The sequence below is a fragment of the Bacillus sp. SRB_331 genome, assembly GCF_003264175.1.
Taxonomy (GTDB): Bacteria; Bacillota; Bacilli; order Bacillales; family Bacillaceae_G; genus Bacillus_A; species Bacillus_A mycoides.
The window spans coordinates 232319-259084 of sequence record NZ_NADV01000001.1; the positions used below are offsets into that span (position 1 = coordinate 232319).

At 34.4% G+C, this 26766-nt stretch carries 22 protein-coding genes and 5 pseudogenes; 15 read left to right on the top strand and 12 right to left on the bottom strand.

Features of this window, described 5'->3' with window-relative positions:
* Nucleotides 1–62 precede the first annotated feature (62 nt).
* The 3 genes and pseudogenes from B5P42_RS32450 to B5P42_RS01300 all read left to right on the top strand — a co-directional run.
* Nucleotides 63–527 (top strand): annotated as a pseudogene (locus B5P42_RS32450) (cytosolic protein); the annotation flags it as partial.
* 60 nt (nt 528–587) lie between these two features.
* The gene (locus B5P42_RS01295) at nt 588–920 is read left to right on the top strand and encodes an HNH endonuclease (RefSeq protein WP_258397380.1); all 333 of its coding nucleotides are present in this window, start codon (nt 588–590) and stop codon (nt 918–920) included.
* A gap of 17 nt (nt 921–937) precedes the next feature.
* Entirely contained in the window at nt 938–1381 is a 444-nt protein-coding gene (locus tag B5P42_RS01300; RefSeq protein WP_044440254.1) for an SMI1/KNR4 family protein, read from the top strand.
* A gap of 150 nt (nt 1382–1531) precedes the next feature.
* Here B5P42_RS01300 and B5P42_RS01305 read toward each other — a convergent pair whose 3' ends face one another.
* Nucleotides 1532–2104, bottom strand: coding sequence for a tyrosine-type recombinase/integrase (locus B5P42_RS01305; RefSeq protein WP_113733446.1), 573 nt, complete (start codon nt 2102–2104; stop codon nt 1532–1534).
* A gap of 217 nt (nt 2105–2321) precedes the next feature.
* Nucleotides 2322–2576 (bottom strand): SunI/YnzG family protein, encoded by a 255-nt coding sequence (locus B5P42_RS01310; RefSeq protein ID WP_113733447.1) that lies wholly within the window; start codon nt 2574–2576, stop codon nt 2322–2324.
* 911 nt (nt 2577–3487) lie between these two features.
* Between B5P42_RS01310 and B5P42_RS01315 the strand changes: the two genes are divergently transcribed.
* Nucleotides 3488–5872, top strand: a complete 2385-nt coding sequence (locus B5P42_RS01315; RefSeq protein WP_181458769.1) for an immune inhibitor A domain-containing protein — start codon at nt 3488–3490, stop codon at nt 5870–5872.
* A gap of 638 nt (nt 5873–6510) precedes the next feature.
* On the opposite strand, the gene B5P42_RS01320 is transcribed toward B5P42_RS01315, so the two are convergent.
* Both B5P42_RS01320 and B5P42_RS33060 read right to left on the bottom strand, forming a co-directional pair.
* Nucleotides 6511–7341, bottom strand: a complete 831-nt coding sequence (locus B5P42_RS01320; RefSeq protein WP_088292383.1) for a VanW family protein — start codon at nt 7339–7341, stop codon at nt 6511–6513.
* 88 nt (nt 7342–7429) lie between these two features.
* Nucleotides 7430–7633: pseudogene (locus B5P42_RS33060) on the bottom strand (hypothetical protein); the annotation flags it as partial.
* A 691-nt stretch (nt 7634–8324) separates the two neighbouring features.
* Here B5P42_RS33060 and B5P42_RS01335 point away from each other — a divergent pair.
* From B5P42_RS01335 to B5P42_RS01345, 3 genes are all read left to right on the top strand, one after another.
* Complete coding sequence (locus B5P42_RS01335; RefSeq protein WP_113733449.1) at nt 8325–10064, top strand: S-layer homology domain-containing protein; 1740 nt, start codon at nt 8325–8327, stop codon at nt 10062–10064.
* A 141-nt stretch (nt 10065–10205) separates the two neighbouring features.
* Nucleotides 10206–10520: a PadR family transcriptional regulator gene (locus B5P42_RS01340; RefSeq protein WP_001078071.1), complete on the top strand. Its 315-nt coding sequence runs from the start codon at nt 10206–10208 to the stop codon at nt 10518–10520.
* A 16-nt stretch (nt 10521–10536) separates the two neighbouring features.
* Entirely contained in the window at nt 10537–11148 is a 612-nt protein-coding gene (locus tag B5P42_RS01345) for a DUF2812 domain-containing protein (protein ID WP_113733450.1), read from the top strand.
* 113 nt (nt 11149–11261) lie between these two features.
* Here B5P42_RS01345 and B5P42_RS01350 read toward each other — a convergent pair.
* A pseudogene (locus B5P42_RS01350) lies at nt 11262–11576 on the bottom strand (Tn3 family transposase); the annotation flags it as partial.
* A gap of 105 nt (nt 11577–11681) precedes the next feature.
* Here B5P42_RS01350 and gad point away from each other — a divergent pair.
* The gene (gene gad, locus B5P42_RS01355) at nt 11682–13151 is read left to right on the top strand and encodes a glutamate decarboxylase (protein WP_044440239.1); all 1470 of its coding nucleotides are present in this window, start codon (nt 11682–11684) and stop codon (nt 13149–13151) included.
* A gap of 147 nt (nt 13152–13298) precedes the next feature.
* Here gad and B5P42_RS01360 read toward each other — a convergent pair whose 3' ends face one another.
* The gene (locus B5P42_RS01360) at nt 13299–13400 is read right to left on the bottom strand and encodes a YjcZ family sporulation protein (protein WP_000505688.1); all 102 of its coding nucleotides are present in this window, start codon (nt 13398–13400) and stop codon (nt 13299–13301) included.
* Nucleotides 13401–13618: 218 nt separating this feature from the next.
* A pseudogene (locus tag B5P42_RS01365) lies at nt 13619–13894 on the bottom strand (DUF2306 domain-containing protein); the annotation flags it as partial.
* A 280-nt stretch (nt 13895–14174) separates the two neighbouring features.
* On the opposite strand from B5P42_RS01365, the gene B5P42_RS01370 reads away from it, so the two are divergent.
* The 4 genes and pseudogenes from B5P42_RS01370 (at nt 14175) to B5P42_RS01385 (ending at nt 17430) form a co-directional block, all read left to right on the top strand.
* On the top strand, nt 14175–14399 hold the full coding sequence (locus tag B5P42_RS01370; RefSeq protein ID WP_000486589.1) for a hypothetical protein: 225 nt from the start codon (nt 14175–14177) through the stop codon (nt 14397–14399).
* A 143-nt stretch (nt 14400–14542) separates the two neighbouring features.
* Nucleotides 14543–15954: pseudogene (locus B5P42_RS01375) on the top strand (IS4 family transposase).
* A 306-nt stretch (nt 15955–16260) separates the two neighbouring features.
* Entirely contained in the window at nt 16261–16917 is a 657-nt protein-coding gene (locus tag B5P42_RS01380) for a uridine kinase family protein (RefSeq protein WP_002202909.1), read from the top strand.
* A 75-nt stretch (nt 16918–16992) separates the two neighbouring features.
* The gene (locus tag B5P42_RS01385) at nt 16993–17430 is read left to right on the top strand and encodes an NUDIX hydrolase (protein WP_001202613.1); all 438 of its coding nucleotides are present in this window, start codon (nt 16993–16995) and stop codon (nt 17428–17430) included.
* Nucleotides 17431–17674: 244 nt separating this feature from the next.
* Here the strand turns inward: B5P42_RS01385 and B5P42_RS01390 are convergent, their stop codons facing one another.
* On the bottom strand, nt 17675–19105 hold the full coding sequence (locus tag B5P42_RS01390) for an IS4 family transposase (RefSeq protein ID WP_113733451.1): 1431 nt from the start codon (nt 19103–19105) through the stop codon (nt 17675–17677).
* Between the two features lie 441 nt (nt 19106–19546).
* Here B5P42_RS01390 and B5P42_RS01395 point away from each other — a divergent pair, with 441 nt between their 5' ends.
* Together B5P42_RS01395 and B5P42_RS01400 are read left to right on the top strand one after the other, a co-directional pair.
* Nucleotides 19547–20143, top strand: a complete 597-nt coding sequence (locus tag B5P42_RS01395; RefSeq protein WP_113733452.1) for a TetR/AcrR family transcriptional regulator — start codon at nt 19547–19549, stop codon at nt 20141–20143.
* A 62-nt stretch (nt 20144–20205) separates the two neighbouring features.
* Nucleotides 20206–21348 carry an MFS transporter gene (locus B5P42_RS01400; RefSeq protein ID WP_113733453.1) on the top strand — a complete coding sequence of 381 codons (1143 nt, stop codon included), beginning with the start codon at nt 20206–20208 and terminating at the stop codon, nt 21346–21348.
* Nucleotides 21349–21717: 369 nt separating this feature from the next.
* Here the strand turns inward: B5P42_RS01400 and B5P42_RS01405 are convergent, their stop codons facing one another.
* The 4 genes from B5P42_RS01405 to B5P42_RS01420 form a co-directional block, all read right to left on the bottom strand.
* Nucleotides 21718–22413 (bottom strand): ABC transporter ATP-binding protein, encoded by a 696-nt coding sequence (locus tag B5P42_RS01405; protein ID WP_097815886.1) that lies wholly within the window; start codon nt 22411–22413, stop codon nt 21718–21720.
* Complete coding sequence (locus B5P42_RS01410) at nt 22410–23222, bottom strand: ABC transporter permease (RefSeq protein ID WP_113733454.1); 813 nt, start codon at nt 23220–23222, stop codon at nt 22410–22412. Before B5P42_RS01410 ends, B5P42_RS01405 begins: the two co-directional genes overlap by 4 nt.
* 81 nt (nt 23223–23303) lie before the next feature.
* Entirely contained in the window at nt 23304–23810 is a 507-nt protein-coding gene (locus B5P42_RS01415; RefSeq protein ID WP_113733455.1) for a nitrous oxide reductase accessory protein NosL, read from the bottom strand.
* On the bottom strand, nt 23810–25087 hold the full coding sequence (locus B5P42_RS01420) for a right-handed parallel beta-helix repeat-containing protein (RefSeq protein WP_113733456.1): 1278 nt from the start codon (nt 25085–25087) through the stop codon (nt 23810–23812). Before B5P42_RS01420 ends, B5P42_RS01415 begins: the two co-directional genes overlap by 1 nt.
* A 631-nt stretch (nt 25088–25718) precedes the next feature.
* Between B5P42_RS01420 and B5P42_RS01425 the strand changes: the two genes are divergently transcribed.
* Nucleotides 25719–26555, top strand: a complete 837-nt coding sequence (locus B5P42_RS01425) for an aminoglycoside 6-adenylyltransferase (protein WP_113733457.1) — start codon at nt 25719–25721, stop codon at nt 26553–26555.
* Nucleotides 26556–26766 lie beyond the last annotated feature (211 nt).

Below are 26766 nucleotides of genomic sequence, written 5' to 3' on the forward strand. Positions count from 1 at the left end.
ATGGAATTCACGTTGTTTAATTGTGTTTTGGAAAACGGCCCAATCGATAAAAATCACTTCAAATAGAAGGATTTAAGGCACTTGGTAAATGGGAAACGTGGGAAAACATGGGGAATGCTGCGTTGCATCCTATTGATACTCTTAGTACCATGTACAATGTATTGTCAGATTCATTTATTAATGATGTAATAAATGGAGATGCTGAAAGTCGTGCCAAATGGGGAAGTTATGCTTTAACACAAGTTGGATTAGGACTTATTGGTGATAAAGGATTAAGTAAAGCAAGTAAATTAGGTCAAGTGGGTAAAGTAACTAAACTAACAAAAAATAAGATTCAACAAAGTGTTTCGCATATTACAAGTAATTTACAAATGGGGGATCGCTTTGCTTATGTTAGTGGAAGTGGTATGCGATTTGGATCTGATATGCCTGATTTTAGACAAGTTGAAGAAAAGTTATCGACTCATCAATTTGCTAAAGGTGAAGGTGGATCTGTTAAGGGCGCAAATAACGCGTCAGAAATTTCTAAGCTTACAAAAGAACAACTTGCTACAAAACCATCTTACTCTCGTGACCCTGTAAAATGGATGAAAAAAGGTGGAAAGATAGAAATTGATACAGAAGGTGTTTGGACGTATACTGATTGGGAAATCCCTCCTAATAAGGTAACATATACTGATGGATTTCCTGATTTTAAATCAGCTGGAATGGTAAAACAAGAAGTTCCAATAGGTAAATTTAAAAAGTACGATCAAGATTTTGCTATAGCAGATGAACTTGCACCAAACGGACCTAAATTAGATGAAAACACGTGGCATCACCATCAAGATTTAACTACAATGCAAGAAGTTAATAAAAAAATGCATAGAAGGTTTACACATATGGGTGGGATGTCTCTTTCTAAAAAATTAAAAGATTAAATAGGAGTGAATTATATATGAATATAAATCCTTTTGGAAATGCAACTGAAGAGGAAATTGAAAGTTTCGAAGAGTTTTTAGGTTGTTCACTCCCAGATGACTATAAAATATTTTTACGTGATTATAATGGAGGAACTTCTAAAAAAAGATATAGTAATTTTTTTGTAGAGGAATTGCATGAAGAAATTCCTTTAGATGTTTTATATGGTATTAATGTAGATCAGACTTTTGATTTGAAAGAATGTCATGAAGAATTTGAAGAAGACATGTTGCCCGAGAGTCTAATAATTGGTGATGATCCTGGTTCTGGATTAATCGTTCTAATTCTCGAACCAAAGCATTATGGTGTTTACTATTGGGATCATTCGTTTTATTTTGCAGAGTCAAGTGAAGACAGGAATACTTACAAAATTGCAGATAGTTTTGGTTCATTTATTGAGGGATTAAAAAACCCTTTATAAATAATTAGTATTAAATGTAATTTTGGATTTATGTTGAAATTATTTGGATGTTAAATAATTTATTTAATGTTTTAACAAGAGAAAGAAGGCTAGCATTTAATTGTTAGTCTTCTTTTATTTATTTTTTAATAAAGTTATGTTTTAAAGGGATTAAATAACGAATGTATCAAGGACATTATCTTTTTCTTCTTTATTGATGCCAATGTACTTAAGTGTGATTTGTGGTGTGCTATGATTTAAGATTTCTTGCAACATAGCCACATCCTTTGTTTGTTTATAGAACCAATAGCCGAAGGTTTTGCGCATGGTGTGGGTCCCGATGGATTCTATATTGGCAAAATCTCCGGCTTTTTGCAATTGTCGGTAAGCCTGGATCTTACTAATGGGTTTCTCTCCTTTTCTTGAAGGAAATAACCAGTTGTTTTCTAGTGTTTGGGCATACGAATAGACTTCATCAAAAATAGAAGTAAGGTTAATCATGCGTTCTTTCTTTGTTTTTCCTTCTTTGATTTTGAATTCTTTTCTCTTTTTTCGTTTTAGTTTTACGATAGTGTGTGCTTTAAGCTGAAGTAGATCACTAACACGTAATCCAGTATGAATACCAATCAAAAATAGGATATAGTCTCGTTCGGAACAATGACGTTTAAGGGCCCATTTCATATCTTCGATCTGTTCTTTGCTACGGATGGGTTGGACATCAATGAGATGTGGTTTTTTGTTCATGGATTTTTGACCTCTTTATTTAAAGTGTTTTGAATGTATACTTTTGTTGTGTATTTTGAGGATATCAGGAGATTTAGTGAGAAGTCAATATTTAAGGGAAAACGAAAGTAAACTAATATTTATTAGTTTACTTTCATTTTATTATGAGGAAAACAAGAGACGACTTTACATTAGTCGTCTTTTAATCTAAAAAATCTATACAAAATCAATAAAATAATTAAGAATTTATTTTATTTAAAATTGAAATCTTATTAGTAGTAAATAGTACATAATCTTGTTTTTTAGTTTTAATTAAGATGCGATCAGTTGTACCATAAGGTGTCCCAATTCGAATTGCATCAGCTTTTTCAACACCAGCATAAGTATCATCTTCAGTAACCTCAATAATTTCATTTAATGGAATATTAACTTTTGCTAATTGCCATTTAATAATTAGTTCCTCTGTTGTTTTTATAACATCAATACCCAACATGTTATCAAGACCTTTCCATTATATTTGTAATTAAGTATATTTATTGGATATTTATGTTTGCAAATGATATGAATAAAAAATTATTTTTATCTATTTTCTAAAGTAAACTTTTAAATAAAAGTTTACTTTCATTTTATTAGCTTAATATTTTCATACTTTTGTAAAGTTGATTTTCACTATATGAAAATCAAACACGTTTTTAAAATATGTACCTTTTGGGAGGTTGAAATAGATTTTTAATTTTGATTTTCTGTGTGGAATTATATCGACGAAAATGACTTTTTTGAAAATTCACAAGGGGTGTTAAATGTTAGTGGAATAATGAACACTATGTCAGATGTTTTTTAGGGGCACCTGATAATTGTTGAAACGGGGAATTAAACATGGAAAGAAAAAAACCAATAATTTTCTGATGATTTAAGTGATAATTAGAATATAAATAGAAAAGGAATTCAATAGGATTCCTTAGGTGGTAATCATTTATTTACTGCCAAAAAATAAGTGAATCGAGCCAATATGACTATTGCACTTAAAATAAATAACAGCTTTTTTGTAAAGTGAATCTGCATAAACTGATTCAGAATCTTATAAGAATCCATATGAAAAGTATTCATACAAATAACAAAAAGCCCGAGTTCCAATGAGGAACTTGGGCTGTTTGTTATTTCCTTTCCTAGCACTACTCTATCGCCATCAAAACAAAAGAACGAGTGATCCCACTTTATGGTTATGTGCAAAACATAAACTAGTAGAAGGTTTGTATTTTTTTATCTTATGTATCCCACCCTGCACAAAAAAATATTTCTCAACATTTTATTTGTTGAAAAAGATTGAATATTCTCTATAAAGAGAATATTATGTTGCTATCGGCAAAAAAAACGATAATTCGCAGACACTGGGGAGGAAATGCATTGAAAAAGAATAAGAAGTTAAAACCATTATCAGTTTTAGCAACAGCAGCAGTACTAAGTAGTAGTTTTGCTTTTGGAAGTTATGCGGCGTATGCTGATTCGCCATCATCTCTACCAATAGATGAGCATTTAATACCGGATGAGCGTTTGGCAGAAGCGCTAAAACAACGGGGCGTAATTGATCAATCTGCATCACAAGCTGAGACGTCAAAAGCTGTCGAGAAATATGTTGAGAAAAAGAAAGGGGAAAACCCTGGTAAAGAAATCTTGACAGGAGATAGTCTTACGCAAGAAGCTTCTGATTTTATGAAAAAAGTAAAAGATGCAAAAATGAAGGAAAATGAACAGGCGCAGCAGCCAACAGTAGGGCCAGTAGCTGGACAAAGTGCAGGATTGAATTCTAGTAAATTAAATGGAAAAGTACCTACTGCACCAGCGAAGCAAGAAGAGTACAACGGTGCTGTTCGAAAAGATAAAGTACTTGTTTTACTTGTAGAATTTAGCGATTTTAAGCATAACAATATTGATCAAGAGCCAGGATACATGTATTCTAAGGACTTCAATCGTGAACATTATCAAAAAATGTTATTTGGTAATGAACCATTTACGCTATTTGATGGATCGAAGATTAACACATTTAAACAATATTATGAAGAACAATCTGGCGGGAGCTACACAGTGGATGGAACTGTAACGGAATGGCTTACTGTTCCAGGAAAAGCTTCAGATTATGGTGCGGATGCAGGTACTGGCCATGATAACAAAGGTCCTTTAGGGCCGCGTGATCTTGTGAAAGAAGCATTAAAAGCAGCGGTAGCAAAAGGAATTAACTTAGCTGATTATGACCAATTTGATCAATACGATCAAAATGGTGATGGAAATAAAAACGAGCCAGATGGCATTATTGATCATTTAATGGTTGTACATGCTGGCGTTGGTCAAGAAGCTGGCGGCGGTAAATTGAAAGATGATGCGATTTGGTCTCATCGTTCAAAACTTGGATCAAAGCCATATGCGATTGATGGCACAAAATCTTCTGTTTCGAATTGGGGCGGAAAGATGGCTGCATACGATTATACAATCGAGCCTGAAGATGGAGCAGTTGGTGTGTTTGCGCATGAGTATGGTCATGATTTAGGATTACCAGATGAATACGATACGAAGTACTCAGGACAAGGTGAACCTGTTGAGTCATGGTCTATTATGAGTGGCGGCAGCTGGGCTGGAAAAATTGCAGGAACAGAGCCAACAAGTTTCTCACCACAAAATAAAGAGTTTTTCCAAAAGAATATGAATGGCAACTGGGCGAATATCGTTGAGGTAGATTATGATAAACTTCGCACGGGAGTCGGTGTTGCAACATATTTAGATCAAAGTGTTACAAAATCAAAACGACCAGGAATCGTTCGTGTTAACTTGCCAGACAAAGATATTAAAAATATCGAGTCAGCATTTGGTAAGAAGTTTTATTACAGCACAAAAGGAAATGATATTCATACAACACTTGAGACACCAGTATTTGACTTAACAAATGCAAAGGATGCTAAGTTCGATTATAAGGCATTCTATGAACTTGAAGCGAAGTATGATTTCCTTGACGTATATGCGATTGCAGAAGATGGAACGAAGGTACGTATTGATAGAATGGGCGAAAAAGATGTAAAAGGCGGCGTGGATACAACTGATGGTAAGTGGGTTGATAAATCATACGATTTAAGCCAATTCAAAGGGAAAAAAGTAAAACTGCAATTTGAGTATTTAACAGATATTGCAGTAGCTTATAAAGGATTTGCGTTAGATAATGCTGCATTAACTGTAGATGGAAAAGTTGTTTTCTCAGATGATGCAGAAGGCGGGCCAGCAATGACGTTAAAAGGATTTACTGTATCTAACGGATTGGAACAGAAAAAAAATAACTACTATGTAGAGTGGAGAAATTACGCTGGTTCTGACACGGCGTTACAACATGCGCGTGGTCCAGTCTTTAATACAGGAATGGTTGTATGGTATGCGGATCAAAGCTTTACAGATAACTGGGTAGGTGTTCATCCAGGTGAAGGATTCTTAGGAGTAGTAGATTCTCATCCAGAGGCAATCGTAGGTACATTAAACGGACAACCGACTGTGAAGAGCAGTACGCGTTATCAAATTGCCGATGCGGCATTCTCATTTGATCAAACGCCAGCATGGAGAGTAGATTCACCAACTCGCGGTATCTTTGACTATAAAGGATTACCAGGCGTTGCAAAATTTGATGATTCTAAGCAGTACATCAACAGCGCTATTCCAGATGCAGGACGTAAGTTGCCGAAACTAGGATTGAAGTTTGAAGTAGTAGGTCAAGCTGAAGACAAATCTGCAGGTGCAGTTTGGATTCATCGATAGAATAAGGTGAAACTATGAGAGCTGTCCATAAGTTGGTGAAACTGACTTATGGACAGCTCTTTTCTTATTCTGGAAACGTGGCAGTTTAGTTTAGGAACCAGTTCATTGGAAAGGAAGATATAAAATTTATTTTCAATAAAAACGAGAAATGATATCTCCGGAAAATTTCCTTTTCCTTCCACATACGAGGTATAAAACAAAGGGAGAAAGTCAGTAGCGGTCCTGTTATATTCTGCATAGCAGCGATTTATATGTCGAGAAATCAAAATAGATTTATGTAGCATGCCGCTTTAGTTTTAAAAGTAGAAATAAATCAGTAAATTACAATGTAGCATGATTCAAATTAATTGAAATGCATGAGCAAAAATACATTCTCATACGAAATTTTTATTAAATTACAAAATACTTATCAGATTTGATTGTAAGAAATGATAAGTATAATTGATTTTTTATGATGTACAGAAAAAATTAATTATCACATCCCTTTATTTTCACACTAGAACCTAAAAAGAGGTTCTGTTACAAAGTTTTTTAACAAGAAAAAGTTATGTTGCAAAAAGGGTTGTGCCTATTAATTATATGAAGAGAGGCATGTAGTGTGTTACTAGACAAAAATACTTGATACACCAATGTTACCTTCACTCACCCTCCTCATTATTATAAGCTAATAGTGGTTCGTACATCATTATAGCGTGATTCTCCGTTACATATTGGTCTTCTATAAACTGTTTCTGTTGAGTATATACTTTACGTTGAATAACATTATGTCGTATATAACCACCCCAGTATGCAGATTGGATTGAGTGTTCTTTTTCATATACTTCATATTGATAAAGCTGTGGATGGGCAATTCTCCACTCACCGACTAAATGCTTATCTGTAATATAAAGGTGAAGTTGATACGATTGGTCCGTTCCATTTTTGATTTGTAAATCCAAATAATTATAAGAACAAGTCGCTCCACTTCCAAATGGTTGGGTCCGCTTGGAATCAGGAAAGACATCAAAACTATGACGATATCGCTCTGTTACTGTCAATGGTGTATGTAAGGTCATCCAATATATTAAATTTGAAAGCTGACAAAGCCCTCCTCCAATGCCTGCTTGAAAAGATCCATAGTGTAGTATCATGCCCTCTACATACCCTTTTCTCCTCGTAGGCTTACCTATTAAACGCCAGTAAGAGAATGTTTCTCCCGGTCTAATGACGATACCATTTAGTTGTTTAATAGCAATCTTCAAATTAACAACTTTATTCTGTTGATACCACATATCTACATCTTTGAGCTTACGAAGTAGTATCGTTCGGTGCTGAATCGCTGTATAGGGTAACTTTTCTTGTTGAAACGTTTTTGCATATGTTTTTCCATCTGCTAACCACTGAATGTACCTCTTTGTAGAGTAATACCATGTCCCTAGTAGAATGCGATACTTAGACCGCTGTTTAGGACGTAAGTTCACTAAATTCATTTTATTTCCTCTCTCCATCGTTTTCATATGTTACCATTTCCGTAATTACGATCCCAATCAATTGTCGTATTAATGCCTTTGAATTCACCCAAGTTTTCCCGCACAGAACTGTAATATTAATTGTCGCATTCTCTCGTTTTTTAACTACATTCTTATATGTATATCCATCAATAAAATGTACTTTTCTTAGCTGCATAGTAATTAACATAAATAGATAAAAGACGCAAAAAAACAGTATAATTAATCTAATGGGGACCTTGTTTTTTCCATTTTTCGAATTGCTTATAGTCATGTGAAACTCTGCCTCAATATGATAAATTCAAATAAACACATTATAAATATAAAGGATAACCTTAAACAAAGAATAATGAAAATTAAAGGGATTCTAAAGAATTAATATATTTTTACTAAATATTGATTGATAATAAGTTGTTTTTTGAGACTTTACTAGGTTCTGTTGCAAAGTTTCTTAGCAAATAAAAAGTTAAGTTAATTACAATGAATCATGTTAAAAGGTATGTTCTCAGGATTATATTGTGATTTTAATGGAGATAGCATTGTTTTTTAGGATACATTTTAGCGAAATAAAAGCTCAAAAAGCGATATGTATATTTACAATGTTACATTAGTGTTTTTCTTTTTATTTATCCCGCTATTTGTGGGCAGTAAAACTCCCACCTTAAAATGCGGTTGGAGCAAAGAAGTTAGGTGGGAGATCAACTGCCCGTAAACGCCCGATTGGTGAAACTTTAATCAGTGGGGGATGAACAAAACCCCCACTGATTAAAGTTTCACTTTATATATTCGCAAGTAAAATAGCATAATATCAGTATGAATCCCTATAGTGATATGAATTTTTGCATATTTTGAAATTCAGTATATCCTCCGAAAAGTTTTGATTGTATAATGTGTTTTGTCATATTATTTTAGATTTTTCGACAAAAAACAACAAAAAAATAGAAGACGTATTGGGAGAAGGCATTATGTACACAAAACTATTAAAATCAATTACATCATTATCACTTATTGGTGGTGCGTTATTATATACAAATGGCAGTGATGTGAAAGCTGCGGAAGCGGGTGTTTTTTCTGATGTACCAACATCGCACTGGTCATATCCTGCGATTAAAGACTTAGCGAGCAAAAATATTATTTCAGGTTATGGAAATGGGATGTTTGGTTTTGGTGATGTTGCGACGAGGGAGCAAGTTGCAGCATTAATTTATCGTGTGTTAGTACCGAATAAGCAAGGCGGTACGTTTAGTAATGATGGTGCTCGTTATGTATTACAAGATGGGTCTACTTTAAATAATCCGTATGGAGATATTCGCTCAGGTTCTACAATGTTTCCGGAAGAGGTTTTAACGTTAACGAAATTGGGGATTTTTAAAGGTGATGGAAATGGCGGTTTTAGACCGAAAGATTCTGTTAGCCGCGCAGAAATGGCGCAAATTATTAAAAATGCATTCCAAGTTTCAGCTAAACAAAAACATACATTTAATGATGTTCCAAATGGATTTTGGGCAGAAAATGCGATTAGTGCGGTGCAGTCAAACGGGATTGCATCTGGTACAGGAGACGGGAAATTTGAACCAGCTAAAACGGTAACGCGTGAACAGTATGCACAGTTTTTATATAATGCATTGAAATATAAAAAGCCTGAGGTTGCGGTGCAAGATACAGGAGATGCGGCATTATTAGCAGCATTCAAAAATGAAGTGCAAACACGTATTAATACGTACGAAACGAACATTACACTTCCATATAAAACGAAAAACAGTAATACAAAAGAAGTGATGAATACACTTTTCACCGCATATAAAGAAGTCGCAAGTAAAAATGAGTATACAAATTATAATAGATCGAATGTTTCATACTCACTATCTGGATCGCCAGGGAATTATACGTTTACGCTAAATATTACGTATCGTGAAACGAAAGAACAAACAGAATATGTGATGAAACAAGCGAAAGCGATCGTTCCTTCTATTATTCAAGTCGGGATGGATGATCATGAAAAAGTGAAGGCGATTCATGATTATGTTGTAAAACATGTTTCTTACGATACGTCTTATAAAGCGTATACAGCATATGAGGCACTCGCGAATCGTTCTGCCGTTTGCCAAGGTTACACACTATTAACCTATCAATTATTAAAAGAAGCTGGAATTGAGAATCATTTTGTAGTAGGAACTGGAGACGGTCAGCCTCATGCTTGGAACTTGGTGAAAATCGAAAACAAATGGTATCACCTTGATACAACATTCGATGATCCAGTGCCAGATGAACAAGGCCGCGTAACGTATTCTTATTTCAACTTATCTGACGAGCAAATTGCAAGAAATCATGAGTGGAACCGCGGGGACTATCCGCAGGCTACAACAAATTATTATAGTACATTAACAAATAAAATTGCGACAGGTGGTACGAAAACACCTGCATATCAGCAAATATTGAAAGATACAAAGTTAAATTATTTAGGAAATGAATATATCGCAAATAACTATAATGAATTCAAAAATAAAATGCAGCAACGTTATAGCACAAAGTCAGCAAAGATTGAAATTCTTTATAAACAATCAATGGATGGCGCATTGCAAGATGTGAAAAAAGTAATTGGAGACATCGGTTATCCGCAAGGAGCGAACCGTGTTTCTTATAAAGCGGAGCCGTATAATGCGAAAGAAGGATATTCTTTAGTGACGATTACGTTTATGTATTAAAAATAATCTAGATCCATTTAAGGGATCTAGGTTATTTTTTTATACCTTAATTTGATATATACAGTCTAACTGTATAAAATCAAACTATACAGTTGAACTATATAGTTTGGCTATATATTTATCGTTACACTGGAGGTCTTTATGAATAGAGATAAAAATTTACCATTAACGGAAACAACGTATTACGTTCTTTTAGCTTTATTAGAGCCAGCACACGGATATTTAATTATGCAAAAGGTGGAGGAACTTAGTAATCATCAAGTGAAAATTGCGGCGGGTACATTATATGGTGCGGTTGAAAATTTATTAAAGCAACAATTAATAGAATCGGTAAAAAGTGAAGATAAACGAAGAAAAGTGTATGTCATTACTGAACGCGGGAAAGAAGTATTACATTTAGACTTTATGAGAATGCAGCACATTATTGGGGTTACAAAAAGCTTATTAAATGTATAGTTAGGGGGAAGCGAAGATGTGGAGATTGAAATTCTTTTTAGACTTTGAGAAAGAGGAAAAATGGTTAGAAGAGATGGCTTGGAAAGGCTATCAACTAAAAAGTAATACATTCGGTTATAAATTTAAAATCGCAGAACCAGAGAATGCGACAATTAAAATAGATTATAGAATATTTTATAGACGAAGTGATTTTATTAATTATTGTACGTTATTTGAAGATAGCGGCTGGAAGCATATAGCCGGTAAATGGTGGGCAGGCACGCAATATTTTAAAAAGATAGATGAGGAAAGTGAAGATGACATTTTTTCAGATCAAATGTCACGAGCAGGGAAGTATAAACGTTTATCTAAGACATTTTTAGAATTAGCAATATGTTATTTTCCTCTATTAATGCTATTTATGTTTAATAATACAATTGATTTAGGAGTGATGTTAAATCCGAAAGGCCTATACTATACACCAGGATTATGGGATATGCACGGCGCAGCATTTTTAGGATCATTTTTATTTGAAACACCATTTGCATTAATGAGAGGTATTTTATGGTTATTTATCCCAGTTGCGGTGGATATGTTTTTATTTTTTTCGTATAAAGCAAATCGATTGTATGAAGAGAGAAAATACTAGGAGGACCCCCTTAAAGCTGATGCTTTGAGGGGGATTCTTTTGAATTTGTAAATGGTGTACTTGGTTAGCTTGATGGGCATGGGGTAGAGTCAGGAAAATGTGGATTTACAACACTAAGAAAGTTTCAATGGTCTTAGAGAATTTAATGAGACCACTTTTTCTGAATTAAAATGGTATTCTCCTAGTAAATTGATATGTTCCCAACCTAAAGATGACATATGATGCAATAAGTTCTCATTAAAACTACCTATCCGTTTTTGATATTTAACTGCTTTTGTTAGATGTAAAGTATTCCAGATACTGATGGCATTGATAATTATGTTTAAGGCACTGACCCTTTGCAATTGATGCTGTATGGTTTGTTCCCTAAGCTCACCTTGTTTTCTGAAGAAAATAGCTCTTGCAAGTCCATTCATGGCTTCTCCTTTAATTCGAATGGTGGCAGCACCTTTTATTAGAATTGTCCCCTTGGTGTAACAAATGCTTTTTTGTAAATAATATGTTTGTTAAACAATTAATTAAGGGGGACTTGTATGCCACAAGATCGAAAAGCAGAAGTTCAAAACGATGCATACGAAGGAAAAGAGATCTTGCCAGATAATCCACAATATCTACCGCGTCACGTGCAAATGGAGCTGCCTCACGAGTTTTCTGTAAATCCTCTGTTTGCCCGCGAAGGAGAATCAGTCGTTCCGCGCTTTCAGATGCCTGATGAAGGTATGTTACCAGAAACAGCGTATCAAATCGTCCATGATGAAATTGCTCTTGATGGCAATGCCCGCTTGAATCTTGCAACATTCGTTAGCACATGGATGGAGCCTGCCGCAGAGCACTTATATGCCAAATCATTCGACAAGAACATGATTGACAAGGATGAATATCCACAGACAGCCGAAATTGAGGAGCGGTGTGTCCGTATTTTAGCAAACCTCTGGCATTCGCCCACTCCCCTTACGACTATGGGCGTTTCAACAACTGGATCGTCGGAAGCATGTATGCTCGGGGGGCTTGCGTTAAAGAGACGCTGGCAAAATGCACGCAAAAGCGAAGGGAAGCCGGTGGATCGGCCCAATATTGTGTTTAGTTCTGCTGTTCAAGTCGTGTGGGAAAAATTCGCGAACTATTGGGAGGTTGAACCACGCTATGTGAAGGTTAGCCCAGAGCATCCCCGATTGGATCCTCAGGGGGTCCTCGCTGCCGTGGATGAAAATACGATTGGTGTGGTACCGATTCTCGGTGAGACTTATACCGGGATTTACGAACCGGTTGCCGCCATTGCGAAAGCGTTGGACGATTTGCAGGAGAGGACGGGCCTCGACATTCCCATGCATGTGGATGCAGCTTCGGGGGGATTTATAGCACCGTTTCTTCAACCAGATTTAGTCTGGGATTTTCAATTACCGAGGGTGAAGTCCATCAATGTATCCGGACATAAATATGGATTAGTCTACCCTGGGTTGGGTTGGATAATTTGGCGGGAAGCTGAAGATCTCCCTGAGGATCTAATCTTCCGCGTCTCCTATTTGGGCGGGAACATGCCGACTTTTGCCCTGAATTTCTCTCGTCCTGGCGCACAAGTGCTCCTGCAATATTACAATTACCTGCGTTTGGGGAAAAGTGGGTACTATGATGTCCAAAGAGCTTCTCAGAAAGTCGCTCTTTTTCTTAGCAAGGCGATTCAGAATATGGAACCGTTCGAACTTTTGTCCGATGGTTCGGATATTCCGGTTTTCGCTTGGCGACTGAAAGATGGTTACACATTAAACTGGAATCTTTATGATTTATCTCGACAATTGCGTGTGTTTGGCTGGCAAGTACCCGCCTATCCATTGCCTCCAGATATGGAAGCGGTGACGATTATGCGCGTTGTGGTTCGAAATGGATTTTCCATGGATCTCGCGCATTTATTTTTGAGGAACCTCAAACAGACCGTTGCCTTTCTGGATTCCCTGGACGGGCCTATGCCACATGATACGAAATGTGATAATGGGTTTCATCACTAAATGAAAAAAGCCTAATTTCTTCACATTTAATTGAGAAATTAGGCTTTTTAATATTGAAATTTCCTTAACGTTGTAAATCAGCATTTTTCTGACGCTACCTCATAAAGAAAAGACACCCATATATGAGTGTCTTTTCTAATAGTTTGTTTAGCAGAAGCAGCTAGCTCCAACTATGATTAATAAAATAAATAATACAACTAATAAAGCAAAGCCGCCGCCACAACTACTACAACTACCACCAAAGCCCATAATAGTTCTTCCTCCTTTAGATAAGAGGGGAAAACAAGGTGTCACTCATGTATTTTAACGGATTCAATTTACTTTATGTTTTTACGCATGAATTGAGCAGGTCCTTTTGAAAATAAAAAAAGACACCCTAAGGTGATCTTCTTATGTAGGGTGGGAAGACATCGGCCTTCCTTTCGGATTGCCATCAAGGGATTCAGCCGAGTTACGTATAAATTGCATCAAAAATGTAAATCAGCATTTTTCTGTTGTTGTCCTTTATTAAGACTTTGTCTTATAAATAATTCTGCAATGATTAAATTTGGCACCCACGCTAACCAAGCAATAACAGCATAACTAAGTTCGAAATGCTTCAGTCCAAATAGCGATACAAATAAAGGTAGCCAAATTCGTAATGTAACTGCCGCAAAGGTTAAGGAATAATTTCTGATCATCCAATTCCGATGGTCTTGAATTTTTTTATTCTTAACTCTGTTTAATGCTTGATATGCCGATGTGGTACTACCCCATGGCTATCAACCTAAAATTTTATAGTACCCCCAAAACGAGAAAATTGGCATCTCCAGGTGAAAATATACATTTTTTGTTTTGGGGCAACTAGTTTCATTAGCTTGATGGGCATATTGGTGGAACCCCGAAATGGACATTTGAATAGATAATGCCTTCCTTAAAATAACCTTAATTAAAACATAGTTTTGATAATATATGGAAAATAAATGGTACAATTTTCTGGTATAACCTAAATAAAATTTATTTTAGAAAAGGGGTAGAAGGGAAATGTTCCAGAAGTTCAAGTTTTATTTAATGAGCATTTTAATTAGTTCAATGTTAGGCGGAATTATTATAGGTGCTAATTTCTTGGTCCATAACATATATAATTTAGTTGCAGGTAAAGAATATCATTTTAATATGTGGTCTTCTATTATTATATTTAGTGTTGTATTTATTTCGGGTTTCTCGTACGCGTTGAAGAAGGGGCCAGATATATTTGTTAATGATTAAACCAATGGCAATTATTGTAGGCGCTGCCGCGATCTGGGTGGCGTCTTGTTTGTTGTTAAGGAAAGATAACAAAACTAAATTTCCTTAAAATGAAAAAAACGCTATTCTTTCTGTAGAATCATAGGAAAGGATGGCGTTTTTTTATGTCTGTTTCTGTGTCTGACGAATTACAACTATTTGCTCAAGAGATTCAAAGTTTTTTATCTCCAAATGCCTTACGGGATCTTGCTAGAGATGTTGGTTTTGTACAACGAACCAGTAAGTACCAAGCAAAAGATTTAGTAGCTTTATGTGTATGGGTGAGCCAAAATGTAGCTATGACTTCTTTAACTCAGTTATCTAGCTGTTTAGAAGCATCAACAGAAGTACTTGAATCAACGGTTTAATAAGTCGGCCGTCCTACTCTTACAACAGCTACTAGCCGAACTACTAAGCAAAAAATTGGACGCATCTATGCCGATTTCTTCTCCATACACTTCTGTTTTCAAGCGTATTCGTATTTTAGATTCAACTGCATTTCAACTCCCGGATGTATTTTCATCGGTTTATCCAGGTGCAGGAGGATGTAGCCATACTGCTCGGATAAAAATTCAACTTGAGTATGATTTGTTAAGCGGACAGTTCCTACATATTCATACAGGTCCAGGTAAACAACATGATCGTACTTACGGTTCTCTGTGTGCCCCAACTGTGACGGCAAATGATTTATGTATCCGAGATTTAGGTTATTTTCATTTAAAAGACCTTCAATATATACAAGATAAAGAGGCCTACTATATCTCTCGTATCAAGTCGAATACACGTATGTATCAAAAAAATCCTAACCCTGATTATTTTCAAGATGGAAGAATTAAGAAAGGTACAGAGTATATACAGTTAGATATGGAGATGTTACTGAACTCTCTTCAACCAGGACAAACATGTGAAATAGCTGATGCTTATGTAGGAATGATTGATAAAGTGCCAGCTCGTGTAATTGTTCATCGATTAACAAAACAACAGCAACAAAAACGATTACAAGATCAAGCTGTAAGAGAAAAAAAGAAAGGAATGAAGTATTCTTCTCGTAGTAAACGACTCAGTAGTATCAATGTATATATGACAAACACCCCCTACAGATATTGTCCCGATGGGACAGGTACATGACTGGTATTCTTTGCGTTGGCAAATCGAAATTTTATTTAAAACGTGGAAGTCATTATTTCAAATTCATCATTGTAAAAAGATAAAACCAGAACGATTGGAGTGCCATTTATATGGTCAGTTGATTGCCATTCTACTCTGTTCTTCTATCATGTTTCAAATGCGCCAATTGCTCCTCATGAAGAAAAAACGAGAGCTTAGTGAGTATAAAGCCATATATATGATTAAAGACTATTTTCTTCTTCTATTCCAAACTATACAAAAAAACACCCAAGAGCTATCAAAGGTGTTACTTCGTCTGTTCAATCTCCTACAGCAAAACGGGCGGAAATCTCATCGATATGAGAAAAAAACGGTCTTTGATATATTAGGTGTCGTTTACAATTCCATGTCTGATAATCAAGCCGCTTAATTCAAAAAAGTGAAACCCATTAGGGTTTATTTCGTATGCAAATCTTTCAATCACCTACACTTGCCCCTTAGAAAAAAGAAACAATCTCGCCTAAAATTGACTTTGCATAAGCTTAGCTTGATAGCGATGTGGTACTACCCCAAATAACAATAAAATCCTTTGGAAATTAATATAGTTTTTTAAAAATAGGGATGATATGATGGATAATAATACCATTTCTTTCGCTTCATGTATGATTTTATAGTAGGATACCTCTATATTAAGATGATGTAAATAAGGGGGTATATTAGTAACAGGGGGATAATAATGAAAAAGTTATTACAAGAAATTATAAATTGGATCAGTATGACCGATGAACAGATTGTTATTGGCATTTCAGGACACGGTGCTGCCGGAAAAACAACGTTCGCCAATAAGCTCATAAACCAATTAAATCAAAATAAAGTGAGTTATATTAATACAGATCCATACATTGTTAGTTCAAATGTACGAAAGTATACAAATATCCACTATACATATCAGAATGAAAATCATTATGATAAAATGACAGCTTGTCATCCATCAGCCCATCATTTGTCTGCATTAGAAAGAGATGTTCAAATGGTAAGAGCTGGTTTAGATTTTTATACAATGGATACACATTATATAAAAAGTGAGTTAATTTCTTCGAAAAATAAGGTGACGATTGTAGAAGGAATGAGTGTCGCATTTATTAATCCAAATTTATTTGATTTGAAAATTTACTTCTATACAGATGGAGAAACAGAATTAATGAGAAGGTCTAGCCGTGATATTATTGAAAGAGGAGCCGATATTAATTACTTAAGGAAGTCTCATGAAGAGCGTCGGATTCAGTATGAAGTGTTTATGCATCCGTATAGTCAACGTTTTGATATTATTATCAAAAATTCCAATGAAACAATATGTTTAGAAAAAAATACATTTGAGTTTTATAAAGTTTAAATGCAAATACTTTATTTACTAAAATAGCAAGTTAGTGAATAAATTTTTCATATTTTTTCGGAAGGATGTTAAGCAATGAGAGCACCGTATCAAGTATTGATATTTCCTTATATAAAAACTGACGATTCCATTCAATATGCCATTTTTAATCGAAGTGATTATGGTTATTGGCAAGGAATAGCTGGTGGTGGAGAAGATGGTGAGACTCCTATTGAATCAGCAAAACGAGAAGCGTTTGAAGAGGCTGGTATTACAAGAGAAAGTCCATATATAAAACTAGATTCTGTGTCTTCACTACCAGTAGAGGATGTAGTTGGTGAATTTCTTTGGGGCGAAGATGTTTATGTAATAAAAGAATTTTCTTTTGGAGTTAAAGTTCCTACAAAAAATATTAAATTATCTAAAGAACACTTCAATTATAAATGGCTGTGCTTTGAGGAAGCCGTAACGCTTTTAAAATGGGATAGTAACAAAACGGCTTTGTGGGAATTAAACAAAAGGCTGTTAAAATAATTAAAGTGTTAGTTAACAAAGCCGATCGTGGAGCGAGAATTAAACAACTTAAAAAAGCTTTGCTACATTACCTATGTAGCAAAGCTTTTTTCTTAGCGTACGAAATTGCGTTTTGTTGGCGGCACCCCATGCCCATCAAGTTAACCAAGTAAATTACTAGATACGAAATAATCCTTGTTTCAAAACTATTAAGTAATAAAAAAGTAGGCATGCTAAAGAAGCCTATTAAAATGTGATTTTTTCGCTAGGCAGCTTGTCTATGCTTCACCGTCGTTTTATACACAATCCCTAGAATATCAAAGACGGTCATCTTCTTATACCTATGACATTTACGACCGTTCTTTTTGAGCAGCTTATAAAGACGATGAAGAATTTTTAAAAGTTCTTCTGTGCCAACGGCTATTGCTTGAAACAGTAACGGAAAGTAATCTTTAATCATATAAATCGCTTTGTATTCACTCAGCTCCTGCTTTTTCTTTTCAAGCAGAAACTGTCGCATTTGGAACATCGTAGAAGAACAGAGGAGAATGCCGATGAGTTGTCCATATAAATGGCACTCTAGGCGTTCTCTTTTTATATTTTTACATTCATCAATTTCAAAGAATGACTTCCATGTTTTAAATAAAATTTCGATCTGCCAACGAAGTGAATATAATGAATGCACGTAGTTCGTCGGCACTTCTTTTAGCGACGTGTTCGTGATATATACATTCATGCCCATTAAACGTTTACTTTTATCCTTCATGACAATCCCTTTCTTCTTTTCACGTATCGCTTGGTTTTTCAGACGTGTTTGCGTTTGATCATCGGTTAAACGATGGATAATAACACGTGCTGGAAGCTTCTGATTTTGGCCAATGTATGCCTCGGGGATTTCCATCGTTTCACCAGGGATTAGACCAGACATCATTTGTGTCATATCAAGCTGAATGTATTCTGTTTGCTTTTTTAACGTACCATTGTTGAAGTATTCTGGTTCAGGGTTCTTGATATAAATGCGTGTATTCAACTTCAACCGCGAGATATAGTAAGCCTCTTCATCATGAATGGTTTGTAAGTCTCCTAAATCGAAGTAACCAAGATCACGTAAACACAAATCGCCCGCCTCTACGGTTTCAAGGCAGGTGGTACCGTATGTTTTATCATTATTCTTTCCTGGCCCAAGCTGCACGTTAAGAAATTGACCACTAAGTAAATCATATTCCAATTGGATTTTCACGCCTGCGGTATTACTACTCCCACCTGAACCTTGATATTCAGTGGCGAAATGGTCAGGAAGTTGAAATACTGTTGCATCTAAAATACGGATACGATTGAAAGTAGAGATCACGTGTGCAGACAGTGAGTGATTTGAACAGAGTTTTTGTGTGAGAAGAGAAGTAAAGACTTCTCGAAGAAATGCGACAGCTGCTGGATTAAAGCGTTGATTCAGTCCTTCTGGGCTCATGAGTGTAGCTGTATTTGTATAAAGCTGACTACATAATCGAGTAAGAGAATCGCTTGCTACGTGTTGACTAATCCAAATACATAAAGCGGCCAAATCTCGTGCGCCATATTTACTTTTACGTTTTACGAAACCCGTCTCCTGTGCGAGCTGTTGAAGGATACTTGGGGATAGATATCGCTGTAATTCTTCAGCGAATAAATGAAACTCATCTTGAATCGATAGAGTCATACAAAACGCCATCCTTTCTGTATTTTTCTACAAAAAGAATAGCGTTTTTTTGATTATATGGATACAAATTTACCTTAGATTGATAGCGATGTATGGTAACCCCAATTAGACCAACGATTTCTCCTTGGCTGAGTTTCGCTCCCCGACTTTTCCTATGGAAACGTAGAAAAACAAATGATTAAACAATTTATATTTTGTCTTTTTGTGGCTTTGTAAAATAGATTGATCATTTATAACAAAGTTTGATAATTAATAATAAAGATTGATGAAATTGTTAATTCAAATAAGACTTGTATTTGAATAAGGGAGCTATTTTTAATTATTCGTAATCTAAAATAATCAAATTTTATTTTACAGTAACAATAAAACAAAATTATTGACCACGCGGTACAAAAAAGAGTATTCTATTAATGTTATCTTTAAAATGAGAGGAGAATACGATTGAATAAACGCGGCAGACCCCGAGAGTTTGATTATTCCTCAATTGTAGATGTTGCAATGAAAACATTTTGGTTAAGAGGATATGAGGGGTGTTCTACACAAGATTTATGCAGTGATACAGGACTTGGAAAAGGAAGTTTATACAATACTTTCGGTAGTAAACATGAACTGTATAAACAAGTATTAGAACGCTACCATGAAATTGGGATTAGGGAACAAAAGAAATTGTTAGATACTCCAATTCCAGTTAAAGAACGATTAATTAATTTTTTTGAATGGGCATTGAAAGAAGACTTTGAGAATATTGATCAAAAAGGATGTTTATTGATTAATGCCAGTGTAGAACGTGCTAAAAACGATTTAATGGTACAAGAAATTTTCTCGAAGCATGTTGAACTTCTTAAACAAGCTATTGAAACAGTGATGGAGGAAGGATTGCAAACAGGTGAAATTTCAAAGAAGCAATCAGCTGAGGAATTAGCTAGTCTGCTTTTAAGCAGTTATTACGGATTCCGTGTTCTTAATGTATCGATGCAAAATCGGATGTTAGCTGAACAAGTTATCAAAGGAACAATGGAGTCTATTTTTGGCGCCTAGTGCGCTCTTTTTTCGCACTATTTTTGTACCAATCATTACAATAATGAATAAGGAGTGTTTTTATGCCATCGATTATTTATTTATTAGCTTTAGCAATCTTTTGTATGACTACATCAGAATTTATGGTTGCAGGTATGATGAATGAACTTGCTTTTGCATTCCAGGTTTCTGTATCATCTATTGGGTATTTAATTTCAGCTTATGCAGGAGCAATGGTAATAGGAGGCCCCATTTTAACTGCAATCCTCTTACGAATGCGCAGCAAACAAGCATTATTGTTTTTAATGTTCGTATTTTTAATTGGTCAATCGCTCGGAGCTATTGCTTGGAACTATGATATTATGATGATTTCACGTATTATAACTGGTATTGCTTCAGCTTCATCTTTTGGAGTTGCGATTTCCTTTTCTGCAACATTGGTTCACTCTGATTCAAGGGGAAAAGCTGCATCAATTGTACTTGCAGGTTTAATGTTCGCAACTGTATTAGGTTTACCTATAACAACCGTTATTTCGCAATATTTTGGCTGGCGTATTAGTTTTGGGGCTGTTTCTGTTCTTGTGCTAGTATCAGGGATTATGATTCAATGGTTGTTACCATCATCTTCAAATAAAGAGCAATTGAATTGGAAAGACGAACTTCTGCGATTTAAGAATATTCATCTTTGGGCAGCGTACGTAACAAGTATGTTCATTATTGGTGGTACGTTTGCAGCATTTAGTTATTTCACTCCTATCTTTACAAATGTCACAGGCTTTTCAAGTGCAAGTATTCCATATTTACTTGCTCTCTATGGTAGTGCGACGGTAGTTGGGAATATAGTGATTGGCAAGTTTGCTGATAAATATACAATGAAAATACTGGTGAGCGGATTGATTATATTAATAGTAGCATTGTCTTTATTTGCTTTAGGTGCAGAGAATAAATACATTGCGGTTATTTCTACGATTTTTATTGGTTTAACTGGTGTAGCATTGAATCCGGCTATGGTTGCGAGAGTAATGAAAACAGCTAGTAATGGAACAATGATAAATACCGTTCATAGTTCTTTTATTACGCTGGGTATTGTTATTGGTTCCTCACTAGGTGGTCTTGGAATCAGTAAAGGATATGGTTTTGTATCTCCGCTATGGATTGGAGCTTGTTTAGCTATCCTTGGGGTAATTTCGTTATTCCTATATTTACATAAAGGAAAGGCAGATTAAGATGTTTAAAATTTCTTTATATGGGGTCACCATACATACCCATCGACTTAAGAAATTGGTAGTTCCCCAAAACGAAGAAATTTTCGTTCTGGGGGTATTATAATATCTTAACTTGATGGGCATGGGGTCCCGCCAACAAAACGCGAATTTCGTACGATAAGGAATTTTTTGTTAAAAAAACTTAGTTTTTCCGTGTGTTAGGAAGGTTCCATAAACGGTATTTAATGTTTAGTATGATACTTAGTTTTTGGTAATGAGTTTTGGAACTGGTTTTAAACGTATTTCAATTAGTGTAACTTCAGGTGATAATTTGCATAGCTTTCAAATGATAAATTGCACATAAAACAGCNNNGCTGTTTTATGTGCAATTTATCTTCTATGCATTTGTAATAATGTTATCGTTAAATTTTCTAAATTCCCATCATTTTTTATTTCTTTTATGACTTTTCCTTCTTTCATAAAGAGTATCCGATCACCAATTTCAGCAGCTACATCCATCATATGTGTGGAGAAAATAATCATGGTACCATCTCTTTTTAAAGTCTTTAATATAGTTAAAAACTCATCTACCCAATACGGATCCAGGCCATTTGTCGGTTCGTCTAATATCAAAATTTTAGGTTTACCAAGGTACGCCTGCCCAAATAATAGCCTCTGCCTCATCCCTTTAGATAATCTATGTAACCGTTCATTTTTTTTCTCATTTAAGCCTATTGATTCAATAACTGCCTGTACTTTGTCTTTTCCTATATTTCGAAAAGCAGCATAAAAGAATAAAAATTCTTGAACTGTCATATCTTGCTGTGCATGAAAATCATCTGGCATATAACCTATTTCACTCAAATACTGTTTTCTATCTTTCTGTAACTCTATATTCCCTAATTGAACAGTACCAGTTGTAGGTGTTGTAATTCCAGCGATTATATCAAGGAGCGTACTTTTCCCAGCTCCATTCCCACCACATAATACGATACACTCTCCTTGTTTACTTTGAAATGAGATTGGAGATAATGCTATTTTCTTTTTATATCTTTTACATACCTCTTTGAGATTTAATACTGTCATTTTTTTCTTCTCCTCTCCATTTGCCACCCCGCCACAAACAAGAACACAATTGTATAGATAATGCAGTATATTAGTAGAATCCAAATAACAGCTTTACTTTGAAAAATCATTACCAATTGATCATATACTTGTCCAAATATTGCTCCACCACCTAATTGAATTACAAATATAATTCGAAGAAATTCTGCTGGGTTGCAAAACAATAATATTTTTATTAATGGTGCAATCATTGAATATGGAACAAAATTAAGAACACTAATTAAAGCCGTTGGCCACATCATAATAAGAAAGAACCAAACTACGATACTTATGGCTAAAGCTTGCCACCTTGTTATAGAAAAAGAACCGATTGTTATTCCCAGTAATAAAAATAAAAAAATTAATAAAACAGAGAAGATATACGTTGCTACCACCCAAAACATATCAAAGTTACTACCGTTTACTAACCCAATTATTATACTTACTCCAAAACTCATTGAAAAAATAGCTGTTTGCCCTATAAATTGGCCAATAGTTTTACCTATTACATATGAGGTACCCTTTAAAGGATACGTACATAAAAGTCTCCATTTCCCATTTTCCACCTCACCTGCAATAGAGAATGCTCCTAGAATTAACATAAGTAAAGGCACAATATATAAAATAAGATTTACCATTGTCCCCGTTACATTTGTATAGCCTGCTAAAGACGGGGTATTTCTTTCCATAACAAATATTAAAGAAAATATAGTTATCCAAAGAAACAAAAATATGTATGCAAGTTTACCCCTTACTGCACTACGCCATTCTGAATATAATATATTCCACATAGCTATTCACCTCTCTAATGAAAAAGACAACCAGAGTTGGTTGTCTTTTTCTCACTAATTTTTCATAGTAATAATCACTTATTAGTGAGAATGTCCACTACCATGATCTTTCTTTTCTTTCCCCATCATCTCTTTATTCATTTCCCATTTATGTTCTGTTAGTTCTTTAGAAGAAAGGATTTTCCCAGTATGTTTTTCTACAAAGCTGTCCGCATCTTTCGTTTCTTTAAAAGAAATTACATTATAAGCCATTGGTGTCTTAATTGATTTATCATATACATATGTAGCTTTATCCACTGCAACCCAATCTTTTGTATTGTAATCTCTTACAAATTTCTCTTGTGTTTTTTCATTTTTATGTTCATCCATCCACTTATACATACAACCAATATCATCAAACTTTAAAGCTTTTCCGTTTTCTAAAATAACCTCAGTTGCAAATTGATTATCCATTACTGCCATATTACAAACATCACACTTATCATTTTTTTCATTAATAGCAACTGGTTTTGTTTCTTTCTTACCACACCCTACTACGGCAAATACCAAACATAAACAAATAGAAAATAACATATACTTAATTCTCATCAATTTTTCCTCCCTAAAATGAACAATATACTTCCCATTAGTAGCATACTTATACTTACAATCAAAATGTGAGACTGAAATGCCATCTCCTCACCTTTTTGCGTAACATCTTTTGGTTTCATTCTAGATTCTTTGTCAACCAATAAAGATTGATCTGGAATTTTTATAAAACTTTGTAAAATACGCATCCCTGGTGATTGAAAGAACAACTGGTATTCTGGAATATCTTGTGTTAACAAAAGAAAATAGGCATCTGCTTTGTATGGAATATTACTAATAGCTGAACCGTCTGTATCTACTTTTAAAGAAGCATCCCAATAATTTTTATAGATATTATTTTCCCTGCTTTGTGTAGCTTGTGATTCATTAACATTCCCTATCATTACATTTTGAGTAAATTCATTTTCACGGGCATCTTTAAATTGTAATCCGATAAAATTATTAAAAATTGAATTACTCATAATAGTATTATGCTTTGCCTTTTCTACATAAATGCCTACTCTATTATTAGTAATCTCATTTTGTAAAATGTTTGTTTTTATCGCATCATAAAGTAATATACCTTGTGCATGAACATTACTTTTATTGTAAATAAAGCGATTTCCTACTACAGATGTTTCCTTTGTTCCCATAATCATAGCACCTGTTGTATTTTCTTTTGATATATTTTTTTCAACAACCGTTCTATCAGAATACATAAGATGAATTCCATAACGGGACTGCCAGATTGTATTTTCCCTTATTGTATTATTGTCGCTTTGTTCTAAATAAATACCATCACGGACATTTTGGATTTTGATATTCTCTATCAGATTATGATTAGATTGCCATAAATCAATTCCATTAGCCCGTTTTTGTCCAACGATTATACTGTTCTCAACTTTTATATTCCTAGCATCTTCTAGCTTAATCCCCATGTATGATGCGTGAATTTCTAATCCATTGATATAGTGTTTATCTCCCGATACTAATATTGCTGGCTGATCTGTATTATCATTACATTGTTCTATTTTCAAATCTTTGAGGATAATGTTTTCCTTATTTATTGTAATGACAGGATCTTTACCACAAGAGATTATTTTAGTATTTTTATCTCCTTGTATTGTAATCGGTTTCGATATTTTAATTGTTTCATTATAAGCTCTATTCTCTAATGTAATTGTTTCATATGGGGAAGCCGCGTCAATTTTTGATTGTAATGTAGACTCCGCATGAATACTTAATCCTGGAAAACAAAAAACTAAAAATAACAGAAGAGGAGAACAAAGCTTTTTCATATACAGTTCCCTTCTCTCAAAGCTATTAACTATCACTATAGATGAGAATATCAATAATTTGTGTGAAATTTGTGAAAAATAAACGTGGTTTTTGTGATACATATAAAAATAAACGTGGTTTTCTTTTTAGGGCGTACTTCACTTTCTTATGTAAAGCTAAACCCAGAAAAATACTTATAGAACAAAGCAACATGAAAAACAGATAGAGAAGTCTATAATTTTATAGAGTTCTCTTTTTTATATGCAATTTACCATTAAAAAATTATGCAAATTATCTTCTAAAGTTACACAATTAGTTTAGATAGATATAAATAAAGTTCCATAAACGAACGTTTTAGGGACTATCTGGTACTGGTTAGTCCACCTCAATAGCAATAGCTATAAGGTTTCTATAACCAACTAGTGAATAAAGTCCTTTTAAACTAAAATAGGCATTTAAAAATTGTTGTGATATTATATTAAAAATAATATTTTATTCACTAACTAAATTTCGATCTAGAAAATGGAGGATTTAGGATGTTAATGATGGAGCACTTTATATAACGTTATACAATACTAATTAGAGGTCCGCCTTTTAGAAATGTTTATAAAAATTTATAAATATTATTTACATTTTTAGGAGGAATAAAGAATGCGTACAGAAAAAGAAATGATGGAATTAATATTAAGAGTTGCTATTGAAGATGATAGGGTAAGAGCTGTTGGAATGAATGGTTCTAGAGCAAACGCTAATGTACCAAAAGATAATTTTAGGGATTACGATATCGTTTATCTTGTATCAGATTTTCAATCATTTTTAAATACTCCTGATTGGGTAGATGTTTTTGGGAAAAGAATAATAATGCAAACACCCGAGGATATGGAGTTAATTCCACCTGAATTAGATGGAAGATTCACATACCTAATGTTATTTGAGGATGGGAATAGAATTGATTTAATGCTTATTCCTATTGAGGAAAAAAATGAGTATTGTTCTGAAGATGGATTAACAATTATTCTGTTAGATAAAGATAAAAAAATGCCTATACTAGATGAGCCAACCGATGAAGGATATTGGGTTAAAAAACCATCCGCTGTTTTTTTTGCTGATTGTTGTAATGAATTTTGGTGGATTTCGACTAATGTAGCTAAAGGGTTATGGAGAGAAGAAATACTCTACGCTTATGAACACTTAAATAGTGTAAGAGAAATGCTATTAACAATGCTTGAGTGGAAAGTTGGCATAGAAACCAATTTTTCATTAAGTGTAGGAAAAAACAGTAAGTACCTAGAGCGCTATGTTAATAAGGACATATGGGAAAGTTTATTGAAGACGTACCCTAATGGAGAGTATAAACAAGTATGGAATTCCCTTTTTGAAATGATTTGTTTATTTGAACAAGTAGCTATTGAAGTTGCTGATATTCTAGAGTATCAATATCCTTATGAAGAAGCGAATAAGGTAAAGGATTATCTTAATAAAAAATAAACTCAATACTATTAATTCATTGCACTAATTTTTTAGTGTAATGAATTATCTTACATTAAAATTAAACAACTATACCTTTAACCCCGTCCTAAATTTAGAACGGGGTTATGCTAGTTTGAACTTGTAAAATTACATAACTTTATTGTCATTTTACATCTAAGCGTACGAAATTCGCGTAATGTTGGCGGCACCCCATGCCCATCAAGCTAAG